At 36.0% G+C, this 16,498-nt stretch carries 16 protein-coding genes and 2 pseudogenes; 12 read left to right on the forward strand and 6 right to left on the reverse strand.

Features of this window, described 5'->3' with window-relative positions; translation table 11 throughout:
- The 6 genes from V7068_RS09500 to V7068_RS09525 form a co-directional block, all read left to right on the forward strand.
- A partial coding sequence (locus tag V7068_RS09500; RefSeq protein WP_499712522.1) for a FeoA family protein occupies positions 1-154 on the forward strand: 154 nt, incomplete at its 5' end.
- Positions 151-840 (forward strand): FeoB small GTPase domain-containing protein, encoded by a 690-nt coding sequence (locus V7068_RS09505; RefSeq protein ID WP_499712509.1) that lies wholly within the window; start codon positions 151-153, stop codon positions 838-840. The genes V7068_RS09500 and V7068_RS09505, both read left to right, overlap by 4 nt.
- Before the next feature lie 4 nt (positions 841-844).
- Positions 845-2,245, forward strand: coding sequence for a nucleoside recognition domain-containing protein (locus V7068_RS09510; RefSeq protein ID WP_499712510.1), 1,401 nt, complete (start codon positions 845-847; stop codon positions 2,243-2,245).
- Between the two features lie 307 nt (positions 2,246-2,552).
- Positions 2,553-2,696: a hypothetical protein gene (locus V7068_RS09515; protein ID WP_499712511.1), complete on the forward strand. Its 144-nt coding sequence runs from the start codon at positions 2,553-2,555 to the stop codon at positions 2,694-2,696.
- Positions 2,697-2,709: 13 nt separating this feature from the next.
- Positions 2,710-4,140, forward strand: coding sequence for a MocR-like pyridoxine biosynthesis transcription factor PdxR (pdxR, locus tag V7068_RS09520; protein WP_499712512.1), 1,431 nt, complete (start codon positions 2,710-2,712; stop codon positions 4,138-4,140).
- A 283-nt stretch (positions 4,141-4,423) separates the two neighbouring features.
- Positions 4,424-4,723 (forward strand): hypothetical protein, encoded by a 300-nt coding sequence (locus tag V7068_RS09525; protein WP_499712513.1) that lies wholly within the window; start codon positions 4,424-4,426, stop codon positions 4,721-4,723.
- A 212-nt stretch (positions 4,724-4,935) separates the two neighbouring features.
- Here the strand turns inward: V7068_RS09525 and V7068_RS09530 are convergent.
- Positions 4,936-5,367, reverse strand: a pseudogene (locus V7068_RS09530) (cytochrome c oxidase subunit 3 family protein); the annotation flags it as partial.
- A gap of 631 nt (positions 5,368-5,998) precedes the next feature.
- On the opposite strand from V7068_RS09530, the gene qoxA reads away from it, so the two are divergent.
- The 4 genes from qoxA to qoxD all read left to right on the forward strand — a co-directional run bounded on the left by qoxA (position 5,999) and on the right by qoxD (position 9,800).
- Positions 5,999-6,910, forward strand: coding sequence for a cytochrome aa3 quinol oxidase subunit II (gene qoxA, locus V7068_RS09535; protein ID WP_499712514.1), 912 nt, complete (start codon positions 5,999-6,001; stop codon positions 6,908-6,910).
- Between the two features lie 61 nt (positions 6,911-6,971).
- Positions 6,972-8,927, forward strand: a complete 1,956-nt coding sequence (gene qoxB / locus V7068_RS09540; protein ID WP_499712523.1) for a cytochrome aa3 quinol oxidase subunit I — start codon at positions 6,972-6,974, stop codon at positions 8,925-8,927.
- A complete protein-coding gene (gene qoxC, locus V7068_RS09545) occupies positions 8,924-9,517 on the forward strand; it encodes a cytochrome aa3 quinol oxidase subunit III (RefSeq protein WP_499712515.1) in 594 nt (197 codons plus the stop codon). Before qoxB ends, qoxC begins: the two co-directional genes overlap by 4 nt.
- A 1-nt stretch (position 9,518) precedes the next feature.
- Positions 9,519-9,800 carry a cytochrome aa3 quinol oxidase subunit IV gene (gene qoxD, locus V7068_RS09550; RefSeq protein ID WP_499712516.1) on the forward strand — a complete coding sequence of 94 codons (282 nt, stop codon included), beginning with the start codon at positions 9,519-9,521 and terminating at the stop codon, positions 9,798-9,800.
- 426 nt (positions 9,801-10,226) lie between these two features.
- Here the strand turns inward: qoxD and V7068_RS09555 are convergent.
- The 3 genes and pseudogenes from V7068_RS09555 to V7068_RS09565 form a co-directional block, all read right to left on the reverse strand.
- Positions 10,227-10,401, reverse strand: a pseudogene (locus V7068_RS09555) (IS4 family transposase); the annotation flags it as partial.
- A 68-nt stretch (positions 10,402-10,469) separates the two neighbouring features.
- A complete protein-coding gene (locus V7068_RS09560; RefSeq protein ID WP_127758963.1) occupies positions 10,470-10,604 on the reverse strand; it encodes a BA3454 family stress response protein in 135 nt (44 codons plus the stop codon).
- A 226-nt stretch (positions 10,605-10,830) separates the two neighbouring features.
- Positions 10,831-11,667: an EamA family transporter gene (locus tag V7068_RS09565; RefSeq protein ID WP_499712517.1), complete on the reverse strand. Its 837-nt coding sequence runs from the start codon at positions 11,665-11,667 to the stop codon at positions 10,831-10,833.
- Between the two features lie 377 nt (positions 11,668-12,044).
- On the opposite strand from V7068_RS09565, the gene queF reads away from it, so the two are divergent.
- A complete protein-coding gene (queF, locus tag V7068_RS09570; RefSeq protein ID WP_499712518.1) occupies positions 12,045-12,542 on the forward strand; it encodes a preQ(1) synthase in 498 nt (165 codons plus the stop codon).
- A gap of 327 nt (positions 12,543-12,869) precedes the next feature.
- A complete protein-coding gene (locus tag V7068_RS09575; RefSeq protein ID WP_499712519.1) occupies positions 12,870-14,216 on the forward strand; it encodes an aspartate kinase in 1,347 nt (448 codons plus the stop codon).
- A 122-nt stretch (positions 14,217-14,338) separates the two neighbouring features.
- Here V7068_RS09575 and V7068_RS09580 read toward each other — a convergent pair whose 3' ends face one another.
- Both V7068_RS09580 and V7068_RS09585 read right to left on the reverse strand, forming a co-directional pair.
- Complete coding sequence (locus V7068_RS09580; protein WP_499712520.1) at positions 14,339-16,081, reverse strand: SulP family inorganic anion transporter; 1,743 nt, start codon at positions 16,079-16,081, stop codon at positions 14,339-14,341.
- Positions 16,082-16,111: 30 nt separating this feature from the next.
- Positions 16,112-16,456 carry an ArsR/SmtB family transcription factor gene (locus V7068_RS09585; protein ID WP_499712521.1) on the reverse strand — a complete coding sequence of 115 codons (345 nt, stop codon included), beginning with the start codon at positions 16,454-16,456 and terminating at the stop codon, positions 16,112-16,114.
- Positions 16,457-16,498: the final 42 nt, after the last annotated feature.

Consider the following 16,498-nt stretch of genomic DNA (forward strand, 5'->3'; position numbering starts at 1 on the left):
ACTGCTGGATTTAGGTTTTGTTCCGGGGGCTGTCGTTGAGGTACTTAGAAAAAGCCCTTTGGGAGATCCTATTGCTTTTCGTGTAAGTCAAACCTCTATAGCTTTAAGAAAAGAAGAGAGTTTAAGAATCGAAGGGGAGTTGATTAACCCATGACTAAATCCTTCCGTATTGCCCTTGCAGGTAATCCAAACACCGGGAAAAGTACCTTATTTAATCTGCTAACTGGATTAAAACAGCATACTGGGAATTGGGCAGGAAAAACTGTGGATTTGAAGGTTGGTACATTTACTTTCAAGACAAACCAATATGAAATGATTGATTTGCCTGGAACTTATTCTCTATTTTCAAATTCAAAGGACGAAGAAATTGCCCGGGATTATATTGTATTTGAGAAGCCCGATGTAACTTTGGTGGTCTTGGATGCTACAGCTCTTGAAAGAAATATGAATCTAGCTTTACAAGTGATGGAGATTACGGACCGTCTCATTATTTGTATTAATTTAATTGATGAAGCAGAAAAAATGGGCATTAAAATTAATGAAAAAGTATTGATGAAGCGCTTGGGAGTTCCTGTTATTAAAATATCCGCTAGAAACAAATCTGGGATACCGATGCTGCTTGATACTATTGATCGAGTTGTAACTGGGACCATTCAATGTACGCCTTATCAAATGACTTATGATGAAGAAACAGAGAAAAAAATAGCATTATTATTGCCAACCGTCGAAAAGATTTCAGGTAATAAGTTTCCAGCAAGATGGTTGTCTTTAAGATTGTTAGATGGAGATAGAAACCTTCTACAGCAAATTCAACAGAAGATTACAATAATGGAGGGATAACAGGGTGGGAGCACAATCTGCATACAAGCAAAATGAAGTACAAGAACTATTCTATCAGGCTGAGCAGCTTTCTTCTTCTAATGTTCGTGATCAAATTGTTGAACAACTTTATAAAAAAAGCAATGAATTGATTAAAGAAGGAGTTAGTTTTACAAAAACAAAACATGATCAAAGAACAGAAAAATTAGATGCTATTTTTACATCGCCCATTTGGGGCTTTCCGATTATGCTCATTATGTTAGGAGTTGTTTTTTATTTAACGATTGCAGGGGCAAATATTCCTTCCTCTATGTTAGCTAGTTTCTTTGGATGGATTGAGGGATATTTAACCTTAATGTTTACAACTTTACATGCTCCAGATTGGCTTCATGGAGTTCTTGTTTTAGGGTTATATCGGGGAACGAGTTGGGTGATTAGTGTGATGCTTCCGCCGATGGCCATATTTTTCCCTACTTTTGCACTTCTTGAGAATTATGGCTACCTGCCTCGAGTTGCTTTTAACATGGACCGATTATTTAAAACTGTTGGGGCGCATGGAAAGCAATCATTAACAATGGCTATGGGGTTCGGATGTAATGCAGCTGCAGTTATGTCTTCACGCATTATTGAGTCCCCTCGTGAACGGATGTTAGCTATTCTGACCAATAATTTTGTCCCTTGTAATGGTCGGTGGGGCACACTAATTGTTTTAGCTTCTCTATTTATGGCCGCAGGCTTTACAGGCGGAATGAAGTCTTTGGTTACAACGTCAGTCATCGTTGGCATTGTAATGTTCGGCATTATAATAACGTTTCTTGTTTCGTGGGTACTGTCTAAAACAGCGCTAAAGGGTGTTCCTACTCATTATACGTTAGAACTGCCGCCTTATAGAAAACCAAAATTCGTTGATACGGTCATTAGATCCTCTTTAACTAAATCTTTATCTGTTCTTAAGCGTGCAATAAAAGTTGCAGCTCCTGCAGGAATTTTGACTTGGGTTTTAGCTAATATTCAGGTAGGGGATACGAGTATCTTATTGCATATTGTGAACTTTTTAGATCCGTTAGGACAAATAATTGGATTAGATGGCTATATACTAATGGCATTTTTAATTGGGCTTCCAGCAAATGAAATCGTATTACCCATATTATTGATGGGGTACTTATCAACAGGTGCATTAATTGATGTAGAGGGTATTGAAGATCTAAAGCAGATTTTTTTGAATAACGGTTGGACTTGGTTAACAGCTCTTAATATGATGTTGTTTTCATTGCTACATTACCCATGTGGAACGACATTAGTTAATATTTATAAAGAAACAAAAAGTATAAAATGGACATTTTGGTCTTTTATGATTCCAACAGGGATTGCGCTTTTAGTTACGTTTTTAATTACTCAAATCGTTCGTTTCATGGGGTGGGTATAGAGAGGTAACATAAGCCCTTGGTTTGAGAAGAAATATTTTGAAGAAAATAGATTGGAAAGAAACAATGAACATGGCTTAGTCCCTTGATTTTTGGGGGCTTTTTTTGTTTGGTTATGAGGCATAAATAGGGAGGTGAAATGACAATTTAGTGAATATTATCAGTTTGTTTAAGTGGATGGGGAAAACATGCTATGATTGGATGGTCCCATTTATTAAAATATATATTATAAATAAAGATAGAATAGATGTACAAGGTTAATAAGCCTTTATAAAAAAGTGATATAGATGTATTGGAGGAGGAACGTTGATGAAAAAAAATATGCCAAATTGGTTAAATAACACTTTAGTTGTCATTATTTCAATCGTATCCCTAGGCGGGGTAGCTCAAAACCTTGAATGGAGATCTAATAAAAAGAAAGAAAAGGATGTTCAAAATCATAATGGAAACTAAAGGAATATAGATTGTGGATTGGAAGCTGAATCGAAATTCTAAAAAAGCTCTTTATAAACAAATTGCCGAATATATTGAACATGGAATCGCTGATGGAACCTTTCCGGCAGATACTCCATTACCTTCAGAACGCTCTTTAGCCAGTGAGTTAAAAGTAAACCGAAGTACAGTAGTAGCGGCTTATGATGAACTCGAGGCTAACGGATTAATTGAACGGAAAAAAGGAAGCGGAACGACTATTAGTAAGGATATTTGGGGAATGACTAGAAGGCGTATTCCCAGTTGGAACACCTATATTGAATCTGGTTCATTTTTGCCCAACTTACCGCTCATACAAAGAATTCGTAAAGAAATGGTCGACGATAACTTAATTAATTTATCTAGCGGAGAACTATCAGAAGATTTGTTTCCCGTTGATTCTCTAAGAGAAATCCTTTCCGGCAGATCATTTGTTGGGAGCCTTGGTTATGACCACCCACAAGGAAACGCATATTTAAGGGAAACGATTGTCTCTCATGTAAAACAATATAGAAGCATTCATACAGATTCATCTTCTATTATGATTACTTCTGGTGCCCAACAGGCCCTGCATCTCGTCGTGCAATGTTTACTGAAACCAGGGGATGCTGTTGCCCTTGAGGACCCTTCTTATTCATATAGTCTTCCTATTTTTCAATCAGCTGGCATACGAACGTATCCGTTGCCTGTGAATCAGGAAGGAATCGATCCGGATGATTTGTTATCTCTTCTTAAAAAGCGAAAAATTCGTATGATTTTTTTAAATCCTGCTTTTCAAAATCCTACAGGAACGCTGCTTTCTATTGAGCGACGTAGAAGGATATTAGAGATTTCGTCTGAGCATGGAATCCCTGTTATTGAAGATGATCCTTATAGTTTAACAGCATTTAATGGAGAAGAAATTGCTACGCTAAAATCAATGGATGACTATGGAAATGTTTTATATATTAGTTCATTATCCAAAATCGTTGCTTCTGGTTTGCGAATTGGTTGGATTATTGGCCCGAAGTCTGTCATCGAAAGACTATCGGATGCTAAACAACAAATTGATTTTGGACATGGAATTTTTAATCAGTGGGTGGCAAATGACTTTCTTAGTTCTCCTTATTTTCATTCTCATATTGCTTATTTAAGAGAGCAGCTAGAAAAAAGAAGAAATCAAATGGTTTCAAGTCTGCATCAATACTTGAATAAGCAGGTTGAGTTTCATATTCCACAAGGCGGCATTCATTTATGGTGCAAGATAAATGAAACGTTGAATGAGAAAAAGCTGCTGGAGGAAGCGATAAAAAGAGGGGTCATCCATGTTCCAGGTTCTACTTTAGGGTCGAAAAAAGGATATGTGCGATTTACTTTTGCTAGAGAGAATGAAACATGCATTCATGAAGGGATTAAAAGATTTTCGGCTGCCTTAAAAAGTTTATAAAGATGATGAAGGAAAAGAGTGCCTTAAAAAGATGTTGTAATAACAATCTTTGAGGCACTCTTTTTCGTGTATCGCGAATTAATAAGGAGTAAAGACCATTAATAGATGAGATTTTACTCTATTATTGATCTTTTCGTTTAGTGGAACTTTTAATCTATAGTGCATAGAATATTTTAATAAAATAATGACAAAATATTTTTGTCAAGTTTTTTGTTAAAATTTTATAGAAATATTTGACAATTTTGTGAAATATATTAAAATAAAAGCAAAGGAGCTGAGCTAAATGAAAACCAATTTAGAAATATTGAACCCTTTAAAATGGGTATGTGGAACTGCTAATGTCATTGGTTTAGGTATCCTGATTGTAAGTTTTATTGTAAACGGTTACAAATGGAACTACATGTTATCGTTCATAGGGCTAACAATTACTATTAGCGCGACACTCATATTTATGGTTGGTTTATTTTTCATTTTAACGGAAGAGCTGGTTTCAAATACGGACAAAGGGGAGAAGGTCGTCCCAATTAAATCTAACGCATCTAATGTTGTTATGTTCAAAAGAAAAAGAAGAGTATCAAATTGATACTTTTCTTTCTACATCTAACTTATACTTTTAGGAGTTCATAAACCTATACTATACAAAGTAAGGACTGCAAGGAATACGGAATACTAAACAGGTGTATAAATGGATTCTTTATCATCAGATTCTCCAGCATAATGAACAGGACTACTTGGAAACCAATTTGGACAAACGCTGTTGCCAGTAGAACAATCATTGCAACTGTAAAAGAAAGATGTTCCTAATGTTGTTAAAAGAATCGATGTGAATACACTTGTTTGAATACCAGCACCGATATGTGCATAGTGCATAAATTCATAAATCTCTACAGCAAGGAATCCACCATCTAAAAGCAATCGATGCTTTTTATTACTAAGACACAGTGCATCAATTGCTAATCCAATGGTAAAACTACTTGTTAAAAGCACAAATGTTTCAATTAAAATGGAGTGATTTCAAAAATCTTTACTTCAGTAGGGCCTGTCATCAGTATGGGCGTGTAAAAGGAAATACGTAGCGAAAAGCGTAACTTCCGCAGTAAGGAAAATCCAAAATCCTAAAATTGTAAGGAGATTTACTTCTGTACTATATTCAAGTGGCAGCGAGTTATCTATTTTCGTGAGTTGGCACCTTGCAATCTTTATTGTTCCTTCTTCAATTTCTTTCATATTGAAATAGAAGAAAGAACAATAAAGATAAAAACAGCTCTAATATTTGCACCAAATATAGTAAATGAGGCGGAAGGTTTTCATAATGCTTTCCTGATTAATGAAATCATTTGAGTAACGATGTACATGCTAAAAAGTTTTATCTTAATACATAATTTGTATGGTGAATTTTTTTACAAGGAGCCGTTCATTAGAAAGTCGACCCAGGCACTTTTTATTTATAAGGATTTAAAATAAAATTATATTATAAAAACAGGAATCAAAATTGATTCCTGTTTTTTCTATGATATAACTCTTTTTCGATATGCTTCTGTTTGAATGTTACTATACTGATATATTTTTAACAGAGATTTCCTCAACGATTGTTTTCGATAAGCGATTGATATCTCTTTATAGTTTAGAGAAAACGAAAACAGATTAATAAATTATTATATTCCCCTTTTTCACAAGATGTTATTAAAAATCGGAGATTCCATTTATTGTATAACCCTTCATGAACATTTTGTGACATATATCACTTTCCATTGTTTTTTTTTCTTAATGATACTAATATAAGAATGTAATTGTAAACATGATAGCGTTATCAATTATTTTCAACACAACTTCTAAAAAAAAAGAAAGGGGAATCTTTATGAAAATGAAATGGACTTTATTAGCTCTTATTTTCGCTATTGCCACTGTGCTTACTGGCTGCGAAAATCCATTAGCTGTCTTCGATCCAAAAGGTCCTCAGGCGGCAACACTCTCAGACACTATTATTCTTACAATTTGGATAATGCTTGCTATCTGTGTTGTTGTAACTGCTGCTTTTATTTATATGTTAGTAAAATATCGTGCTTCTAAACAAAGCAAAGATTATGAACCTCCTCACATTGAAGGAAGTGCAGTTGTTGAAACAATTTGGACAGCAATTCCAATAATCATTGTTGCTTTCCTATCCGTTGTTACTGTAGTTTCACTGGAGGACGTTGAGGCAACGCCGAAAGGATATGAAAACAAAGAACCTCTAGTTATTTATGCTTCATCATCTAACTGGAAGTGGCATTTTAGTTATCCGGAAGAAAATATTGAAACAGTAAACTACGTGTATGTTCCGACAGACCGTCCGCTTGAGTTCAAACTTTATTCTTATGGACCAATCTCAAGCTTCTGGATTCCGCAGCTTGGTGGGCAAAAGTATGCAATGGCCGACATGGTAACTACGCTTCACTTGTTAGCGGATGAACCAGGAGAAATGTGGGGACGAAATTCAAACTTTAGTGGTAAAGGTTCTGCTCACCAATTATTTGATGTGCAAGCAGTTTCTCCTGCTGAATTTGAAGAATGGGTAGAAGAGGCTAAAGCTAAATCAGAGCCACTTACTGAAGAAAAATTCGATGAATTATTAAAAACAGAGTATGTTGGTCGACAAACGTTCACTGGAACGCATTTAGAATTTAGTCCAGCTCCGGAACATGGTAATCATGGTAAATCAGGCGAAGAGTCTGATTTGGAGGAAGAAAATCACACAGAAGAGAATCACAGTGATCACAGTAATCACTAATCATTTCTAAAACATTAAGTTGAAAGAATAACTTTCCGAAAGGAGTTAAAAAAGTATGAGTATGGAGTTCTTTGAAAGATTTGCCGTACCGCATCCAAGTTTTGCCATCTATGCATCGATGGTAGCGATTGCTCTTACTAGTCTCGCTATTGTTGCCGGCTTAACCTATTTTAAAAAATGGGGTTACTTATGGCGTGAATGGATTACAACCGTCGATCATAAGCGTATCGGGATTATGTATATCCTAGCTGCTTTAGTCATGCTTGTACGTGGTCTTGTTGATGCCGTTATGTTACGTGCTCAGCTTGCCATTCCTGATAATACAATCTTAGATTCTCAGCACTACAATGAGGTATTCTCAGCACATGGTGTTATTATGATCATGTTTATGGCGATGCCGTTCTTATTTGGTTTAATGAATATCGTTACTCCACTACAAATTGGTGCACGTGACGTTGCGTTCCCACGATTGAATGCAATCAGCTTTTGGTTGTTCTTCATGGGTGCGATGTTATTCAACATCGCTTTCGTAGTAGGTGGTGCTCCTGATGCTGGTTGGACATCTTACTTCCCGCTAGCTAGTGAAGAATTTAGTCCATCAGTGGGTACAAATTATTATATGATGTCGCTTCAGCTTTCAGGTCTCGGTACATTAATGACAGGTATTAACTTCTTGACTACCATTTTTAGAATGAGAGCTCCTGGCTTGAAATTAATGCAACTGCCAATGTTCACATGGGCTATGTTAGTTACTAACGTGCTAATCATAGCGGTGTTCCCTTTATTTGCAGTAGCACTTGCATTCGGAGCAATGGACCGTATGTTCGGTACACAATTCTTCACAATTGGTAATGGCGGTATGGATATGATGTGGGCAAACTTGTTCTGGGTTTGGGGACATCCTGAAGTATATATCTTAATCCTACCTGCATTTGGTATCTATAGTGAAATTATCTCGACATTTGCACGTCGTAACCTATATGGTTATAAATCAATGGTTGCTTCAATGGTCGCTATTACTATTCTTTCTCTAGTTGTATGGGCTCACCATTTCTATACAATGGGTCAAGGAGTATTAGCAAATAGTATTTTCTCTATTGCAACAATGGCAATTGCCGTTCCGACAGGTATTAAAATCTTTAACTGGTTAGCAACGCTTCGAAAAGGTAAAATTGAGTTTACAACGCCAATGCTTTGGTCTTTAGCATTTATCCCAACTTTCTTAATCGGTGGGGTTACAGGGGTTATGCTTGCGATGGCAAGTGCCGACTTCCAATATCATAATACGATGTTCTTAGTTGCTCACTTCCATTACACAATTATTCCTGGTGTAGTATATGCATTTATTGCTGCTTTAATTTACTGGTGGCCAAAAATGTTTGGTTTTATGCTGAACGAAAAAATCGGAAAAGTTTCATTCTGGTTAATAGCCATCTTCTTTAACGTAACATTCTTCCCGATGTTTATTACAGGGTTAGATGGTCAAGCACGTCGTATGTACACATACTCTGAAGAAACTGGTTTCGGTCCATTAAACTTGGTTGCTTCTATTGGAGCAATTGGATTACTTCTTGGTTTCCTTGTACTTGTATACAACATCTATTGGAGTACTCGTTATATGCCAAGAAATATTGGTTCAGATCCATGGAATGCACGTTCTCTTGAATGGGCAATTCCTAGTCCAGTACCTGTATATAACTTTGCAACACTACCACGTGTTAAATCGTCACAAGCATTCTGGGATGCTAAGAAAAAGGGTTATAACTTATTCCCAGATAAAGTGGAAGAGATTCATATGCCAAATAACAGCGGTTTACCGTTTATCATGTGTGTCATCTTCTTTATTGGTGCGTTCTCTTTAGTATTTGATATGATTCCTTTAGCAATTATTTCCCTAATCGGAGTCTTTGTTTGTATGGCTTACCGTTCATTTGAAGCTAACCATGATCACGGATATCATATTCACGTAAAAGAAATTGAAGAAACAGAAGAAAGATTGCGAGGTGCTAACAAATGAAAATAGATAACTCGCTTCCACTTGAATATAGTACAGAAGAAAATCGTTTGAAGATTTTAGGTTTTTGGATTTTCTTAGCTGCCGAAATTTCGCTTTTTGCAACACTTTTCGCGACTTACTTTGCATATCAGGGCCGTACAGGTAACGGTCCTGGTACGGAAATTTTCGAGATGACACCAGTATTAATTAACACATTCGCTCTGTTAACAAGTAGTTTTACCATTGGATTAGCAGTTAATGCTATGCGACTTGGCAATAAAAAGGCAATGCTAACATTCCTTGGTATCACATTAGCTCTTGGACTTGTATTCTTAGGAGTAGAAATTAAAGAGTTTTTCACATTCGTTCATGAAGGAGCAACAATCCAAACAAGTGGGTACTTATCAATCCTATTTTCAACATTAGGAACACATGGTGCTCACGTATCGCTTGGTTTCTTCTGGGGATTATTCATCATTATCCAAGTGGCGAAACATGGATTAACTCCACACACAGCTAATAAAGCGTTCATCTTTTCATTGTACTGGCACTTCTTAGACGTAGTTTGGATCTTCATCTTCAGCTTCGTCTACTTGAAAGGAATGATGTAATATGGCACAGTTATTTCCTAAGCACCATGTAATGGGATTTATTTTCTCGTTGGTCCTTACAGTAGTTGCTATGTCTGTTGTTGTTTATGACCTTTCTTATACAACAGCAATGGCTATTCTGCTAATAACTGCTTTCATGCAAGCTGGCGTTCAATTAGTAATGTTTATGCATGCTGGAGAATCTGAAGATAAGGCTACAATTTACACTAACGTTATCTATATGGTATTCTTTGCTATAGTAACGATATTAGGTACACTATTACTGTTCATTTGGGATATGTAATAATATATAAAAGAAGAGTGTCAAATTTGATACTCTTCTTTTTATTTCTGGCTCATAATCTTATTCTGAGTCTTTTTCTTATGTTCTAGAGGGCTGCCATGAGTAGCAATTGCTCAAGGGTGAATCTCTTATGCCCTCAGCCTTTTTCATGCGGTAGCAAGCCGTGTTGACGGATCATACGGTCAATAGTTTGAAGTGGCTACATATAAAATCGGCTGAATTTTTGGATGGGCTGGAATTAGGACTGGAAATTGTTGTGGGTTAGTTGATACCCAGGAAGGTGGCAAAATTAAGGTGCAAAGTCAGAGTGAACAAAGAACTCAATTCTTAATTACGTTACAGAAGTTAAAAAATGAAAACGTGTTATAGGTTAGTCCTTTGATATTAGCTCGTAACATTCCCTAAACAGTTCAATTGTCTAGTGTAATCTTGTACATTCTCGGTATTCAAATCAAAACCATTTGTGATTAAAAGAAGTTCATTCTCTTTTGAATTTAAGACTTTTAAAAGGCGAAACTAATTTTCAGCAGGGGTTTGTGTAGTACCAATCAACACCATTTGATCCCGATAAAACAGACGTATTTTTAGGTCGTTTAAAGTTGTGAAATACTAGTGTTATAGAAGATATATATTCATAAAAAAGAAGCAGGATGTAGGGCTTCCTGCTTCTTAGTTTTTCCATTGTTTTTTTACTTGAGAAAGAGCTAATTGATGGATTTCTTCTGGAGCTGTATCTCTTGTTGCTAATACATTTGTTTGGTAAGTTCTTCCTTGGAAATCAACTGTAACTGTAACTTTAATCATTGTCATCTTCCTTTCTAGAATTAGTTTGGATGTAAGAGAGGTATACTCCGTTTTTCTCGCAATTTTCGAGTGGTTTTAATATTGGGGGTATTAATTATTTTTTTAATTATCTGATATTTTAGATAATTTGTCAATAAAATATTTTGTAAAAAATGTAAAAAACGTGGCTTTCAAGAGGGAAATCCGAAAGCATCTGCTGCTTATTTGCTTCCGGATTATATATTCCTTAAATTTTTGTTAAAATAATTCCAATGATTGCAATGAAAATACCACTCATTTGATAGACTTTTAATTTTTCTTGAAACAAATAACAGCCAGCAAAAACAACAAATAAACAATTTAGACTAACAATTGGAAAGATAATACTTGCAATCCCTGTACTTAATGCATAGAAGTAACACCCATATCCGACAATGCTTAATAAACCAACAGCTGTTCCGATTCGAAGTTCAGATGCTTGTACTTTCTCACGTTTGAAAATAAGCGTAATCAATAAATAAATGCTGCCGCCTCCATACATGGCGATGAGTACGTCCAGTGGTTGAAACTGTAAGTGTGTAGACGTTTGCATTAGAATGCCTAGTGTTCCAAATGAAAAAATAGCAAAGCATACATGCATAATCCAAACGAAATAGCGATGCTGTCCTTTGGCATTAGGCGTATATTGAATTACGACTACTGCTATCATCATGAAAAATATACCAATCCATTGAGTAGATGAAATATGCTCACGGAAGATAAGAGCAGAACAGAGGATTGGAAATATAGCATTTGCTGCTACTAATGGTGCTGTTAAACTGGCTGGTCCTTTTTCGAAAGCCCGTGATAATTGAATATTTCCGTTCGTATTTAGAATGCCAATTAAAGCACCAATTAAAAGAGTTAGTATATGGAAATTTGAACTGCTGGTAGCCATACTATAACTAAATGTGCATATAAAGGCAACTAAGTAGAAGAAAAACTGGATATGGATTTTAGAAAGTCCTTTTCCATTGCTCCATTTAAAAATACTGTTATTAATTCCAAAACATAAACTCGTGACGAGTGCGGCAAAAATCCACATAATGAGATCGCTTCTTTCATATAAGGATGAAGATGTTTTTAATTTTACGCTCAAAAAAACACTACAGCAATAAAAATTTGTAAGGGTTGAAAAGTTATATTGACATATTTATTTAATTTCCCTATTCTTAATAGGGATTACATTTCTATAGACACGTTCCGTTATAACGGAAGAGGTTCATAGCAACAACCCTCTATAAAAAACTATGGCTTGAATGAGGACACTAATCAACCATATCTTAGAGGGGATATGGTTTTTTGTTTATGTCTGTGTTAAACGATAGGATTAATTGATAATACCGTTTGTTTAACACAGACCGGTTTATAGCCTTTATGGGCATCGTTGTAAGAGCATAAATACTGAGGAGGATTTTTTGAATGGCTGGAAGATTAGAAAGTGAGCTGCAGGATATTACGTTACTTGGGAATCAAGGGACAAAGTATTTATTTGAATATACTCCAGATGTGCTGGAGACATTTGATAATAAGCATATAAGTCGAGATTATTTCGTTAAATTTAATTGTCCAGAATTTACGAGCCTATGTCCAATGACGGGACAACCAGACTTTGCAACCATTTACATTAGCTATATTCCTGATGTGAAAATGGTGGAAAGTAAATCGTTAAAGCTGTATTTATTCAGTTTTCGTAATCATGGAGATTTCCATGAAGACTGCATAAATATTATTATGAATGATTTAATTGAATTAATGGATCCGCGTTATATTGAAGTATGGGGGAAATTCACGCCGCGTGGCGGGATTTCGATTGATCCATATACGAACTATGGAAAACCTGGTACAAAATATGAAAAAATGGCGGAGCATCGCTTGATGAACCATGATTTATATCCAGAGAAAGTGGATAATCGCTAAAGAGTTAATAGAATGAAAAAGACAATTGCTTAGGCAGTTGTTTTTTTCAGTTTAGTTTCAGATGTATGAGCTGAAAATTGAAATGGATTTCTAGGCTGACACATTTCATATCAGGGTCTGTGTACAGAGGATTTAGGAGATTTTTAGGATGGTTTATATTTGAAGTGTAAAGTAAGAACGTATATATTTTTAGTTTTTTACCAGGAGTCCACTCTGAAAATACAAATGTTCGCGATAAATAGAATTTGTGCTTGATTGTTTGAGGAAAACAAGTGATAATAATAGAAGAATTTTTACTGAATATTTCTAACAATAGGGGATGTCGTGATGAAAGTTATTAAATTTGGTGGCAGTTCATTAGCTTCTGGTGAGCAATTAAAAAAAGTGTTTAATATAGTAATCTCTGATTCTGAACGGAAAATTGTTGTTGTTTCAGCTCCTGGTAAAAGAAATTCTGATGATATAAAAGTAACTGATTTATTAATCGCTACTGCAGAGCGTCAATTACGCAATGAAAAAAGTGAAGAGTTGATTGAAGAAATCATCGCACGTTATGCAAGTATTGCTGAGGAATTAAGCATTCCTTCAGATATTATCGCGACAATTCGTCAAGATCTTTTAGCTTTAGTACACGCAAATCAAAGCGATGAGAAGCGTTATATTGATGCACTGAAAGCAAGTGGTGAAGATAATAATGCGAAGCTTGTAGCCGCGTTTTTCCAAAGCCAAGGTGTAGAAGCGGAATATGTATGTCCAAAGCAGGCTGGGTTAATTGTAACGGATGAAGAGGGGTATACAAGTGTATTACCTGAATCTTATGAAAGATTGAGTGCTTTGCGTGATAGAAAAGGAATTGTTGTGTTCCCTGGATTTTTTGGATACACAGAGGATGGAGATGTATTAACGTTCTCACGCAGTGGTTCAGATATTACCGGTTCAATCTTAGCTGCAGCTGTTAAAGCAGATTTCTATGAGAATTTTACAGATGTTGATGCGGTTTATTCCGTGAATCCAAATGTAGTGTCTAATCCTAAGGAAATTCGCGAGATTACATATCGCGAAATGCGTGAGTTGTCTTATGCAGGTTTTACTGTTTTACATGATGAAGCATTAATTCCAGCATTTCGTGCAGGTATTCCGGTAAACATTCGCAATACGAATAATCCTACAGCACCAGGAACACTTATTGTGAATAAACGAAACAATACAAATGGGCCTGTTATTGGAATTGCGAGTGACAAAGGATTTTGCAGCATTTATATCAGCAAATATTTAATGAACCGTGAAGTTGGTTTTGGTCGTAAAATGCTGTCTATTTTGGAAGAGTACGGTGTAGCATATGAGCATATTCCATCTGGGATTGATGATGTAACACTAATCTTGCGCCAAGATCAAATGAACACAGAAACGGAAGAGAAAATTGTAAAACGCTTAACAGAAGAACTTCATGCAGACGAAGTGATTGTTGAACATAATCTTGCTCTTATTATGGTTGTTGGGGAAGGTATGCGTCATAATGTAGGGACAACAGCAAGAGCAGCTAAAGCACTTGCTGATGCAAAGGTTAATATTGAAATGATTAACCAAGGTTCATCAGAAGTAAGCATGATGTTTGCGGTTAAAGGGGAGTCAGAGGACAAAGCGGTTCACGCTCTTTATCATGAATTCTTCTAATTAATTTTATTAATTTCATATGATATATAATCTAATAATTTCACTGAAAATATTTGGTTAGATTCTTCTATTTTAGACTTTGTTAGATGTAGAAAGAGAAGGTGAGCGAATTCACCTTCTCTTTAGTTATATGTTTTATTGTTTAAACATGAAGGTTGAGAAAGATGTTTGCATTCTCGAAATGCGAAATGATGGCAGCCTATGCATTGGTTCGTGTTTAATTGGGTTAGTGCATAGTTAATAGCTTCTCCGGTATGTTTGAAGAAATACTCTTCTCCAATTTCCTCTAGTAATTTATTTTTTTGCAACGTTTCTTTTAACGTTGATGTAGCCCCTGAAACTAGTACAGTTCCTCCAGAATTATGAATCTCTTTTACGATGTTTCGGAAAGTAGCTTCTCCAGTTGTATCCATAAATGGTACTTTACTAAGCCGTAAAATTAACACTCGTGGTTTCCCTTGCAGTGTGTTCAGTATGTTTTTTTCAAACGTTTGCGCTGCTCCAAAAAAGAGAGGTCCTTCGATTGTATAAATACTCACTTGTGGACAATCATGCTGATCATTTACAACATGAGGCAACACTTTACTTTGCTTATTATGATGATCTGGCAATACTTTTTCTGTTACAAGCTGTTTGCTCATTTGGTTGACAAATAATAGGATGGCTAAAATAAGGCCTACTTCAACAGCTACAGTTAAGCTTGTAAATACAGTTAAGAGAAAAGTTAAAAGGAGAACAAGAGAATCTCCGGTTTTCTGTTTAAGTAAGTGAGCGAAATGTTTTCGTTCACTCATGTTCCAAGCGACAATCATTAAAACAGGAGCCATGCTTGCCAAAGGAATAGCCGAAGCATACGGAGCAAGCAATAACAAAGTGAATAAAACAAAGACGCCATGAATGATGCCAGACATCGGAGAGACGGCACCGCTTTTAATATTCGTAGCTGTTCGGGCGATGGCTCCGGTAGCCGGAATACCCCCGAAAAAAGGCGTGACAATATTGGCAACTCCTTGCCCGATTAGTTCACGATTACTATTATGCTTACTGTTCGTCATGCCATCAGCGACAACAGCTGACAGTAGAGATTCAATAGCCCCTAAGGCAGCAATGACAAAAGCGGGGGCAAGCAATCGTTCAATTCTTTCCCAAGTTATATCGAGCATTTCAAATTGTGGAAGTGCATTAGGAATGCCTCCATAAACGGTTCCAATCGTCGGAACTTGTTCAGCAAAGAAGATAGACGCAACGATACTCGAAACAATTAATCCGGCTAAAGAGTTCGGTACTTTTGGTAGAAATTTGGCTGTGCCTAGAATCACAGCTAGACAGATGAGTGCTGTTATAATGCTATAGACATTTATGGTATCTACATGAAGGATAATTTCTTTCATATTTGCGATAAACTGCTCATGCTTTTCAATGCCTGTTAGTCCTAGAAAGTTGGCGATTTGCCCAGTGAAAATAATCACTGCAATTCCTGCAGTAAAACCAATTGTAACGGGGAGCGGGATATATTTGATTAATGTACCGAGCTTAAAAATACCCATGAGACATAGCATGATCCCTGCTAATAATCCAGCTAATAGCAAGTCTGCATAACCATAGGCAAGAACAATGCCTAATAAAATAGGGACAAAAGCTCCGGTTGGTCCGCCAATTTGGTATTTGGAACCACCGAGTAGAGAAATGAGAATCCCAGCAATAATGGTTGTATAAATTCCATACTCTGGATTCACTCCAGAAGCAATGGCAAAAGCCATAGCGAGTGGAATAGCAATAACGCCAACAGTTATACCTGAGAGGATATCTTTTTGAAAATCGACTGATGAATAGCCTTGAAATCTCCCTGAAAATTTAGTTCTCACAGTATGCCCCTTCTTTTCTGTTCAATAGTTTTATTGTTCACTCTTTTCTGTCTCATCCAGTTCGTTTTCCAATATTGAAATGGTATCAATTAAATGATTATTATAAATTTCTTTAGCGATAGCGAGTAAATCAGCAATTTTTGGATCACGAAGCGAATAAATGACCTTTTTTCCATCCTTCGTACCTACAACAATATTTTTTGCTCGAAGAACACTTAACTGTTGTGAAACCGCTGAGCCTTCACTTCCCAAACTACTTTGAATTTCATTAACACTTTTATCTCCTTCCGTTAATAATTCAAGGATTTGAATGCGTAACGGATGTGCTAACGCTTTAAAAAATTCTGTTTTAAATTGCTGCATATGATTCTCCATTTCTTTATGAATATAAAATCAACATATTCAAATATTTGAATA

This window comes from Bacillus sp. JJ634 (assembly GCF_036962285.1).
GTDB classification, from domain to species: domain Bacteria; phylum Bacillota; class Bacilli; order Bacillales; family DSM-1321; genus Peribacillus; species Peribacillus asahii_A.

What these genes read in the sequence shown, in the direction of transcription:
- V7068_RS09505 (WP_499712509.1), top strand. Translation starts at nt 151, where the DNA reads ATGACTAAATCCTTCCGTATTGCCCTTGCAGGTAATCCAAACACCGGG.
- V7068_RS09515 (WP_499712511.1), top strand. Translation starts at nt 2,553, where the DNA reads ATGAAAAAAAATATGCCAAATTGGTTAAATAACACTTTAGTTGTCATT.
- V7068_RS09525 (WP_499712513.1), top strand. Translation starts at nt 4,424, where the DNA reads ATGAAAACCAATTTAGAAATATTGAACCCTTTAAAATGGGTATGTGGA.
- qoxA (WP_499712514.1), top strand. Translation starts at nt 5,999, where the DNA reads ATGAAAATGAAATGGACTTTATTAGCTCTTATTTTCGCTATTGCCACT.
- qoxB (WP_499712523.1), top strand. Translation starts at nt 6,972, where the DNA reads ATGGAGTTCTTTGAAAGATTTGCCGTACCGCATCCAAGTTTTGCCATC.
- qoxC (WP_499712515.1), top strand. Translation starts at nt 8,924, where the DNA reads ATGAAAATAGATAACTCGCTTCCACTTGAATATAGTACAGAAGAAAAT.
- qoxD (WP_499712516.1), top strand. Translation starts at nt 9,519, where the DNA reads ATGGCACAGTTATTTCCTAAGCACCATGTAATGGGATTTATTTTCTCG.
- V7068_RS09560 (WP_127758963.1), bottom strand. Translation starts at nt 10,604, where the DNA reads ATGATTAAAGTTACAGTTACAGTTGATTTCCAAGGAAGAACTTACCAA.
- V7068_RS09565 (WP_499712517.1), bottom strand. Translation starts at nt 11,667, where the DNA reads ATGTGGATTTTTGCCGCACTCGTCACGAGTTTATGTTTTGGAATTAAT.
- queF (WP_499712518.1), top strand. Translation starts at nt 12,045, where the DNA reads ATGGCTGGAAGATTAGAAAGTGAGCTGCAGGATATTACGTTACTTGGG.
- V7068_RS09575 (WP_499712519.1), top strand. Translation starts at nt 12,870, where the DNA reads ATGAAAGTTATTAAATTTGGTGGCAGTTCATTAGCTTCTGGTGAGCAA.
- V7068_RS09585 (WP_499712521.1), bottom strand. Translation starts at nt 16,456, where the DNA reads ATGGAGAATCATATGCAGCAATTTAAAACAGAATTTTTTAAAGCGTTA.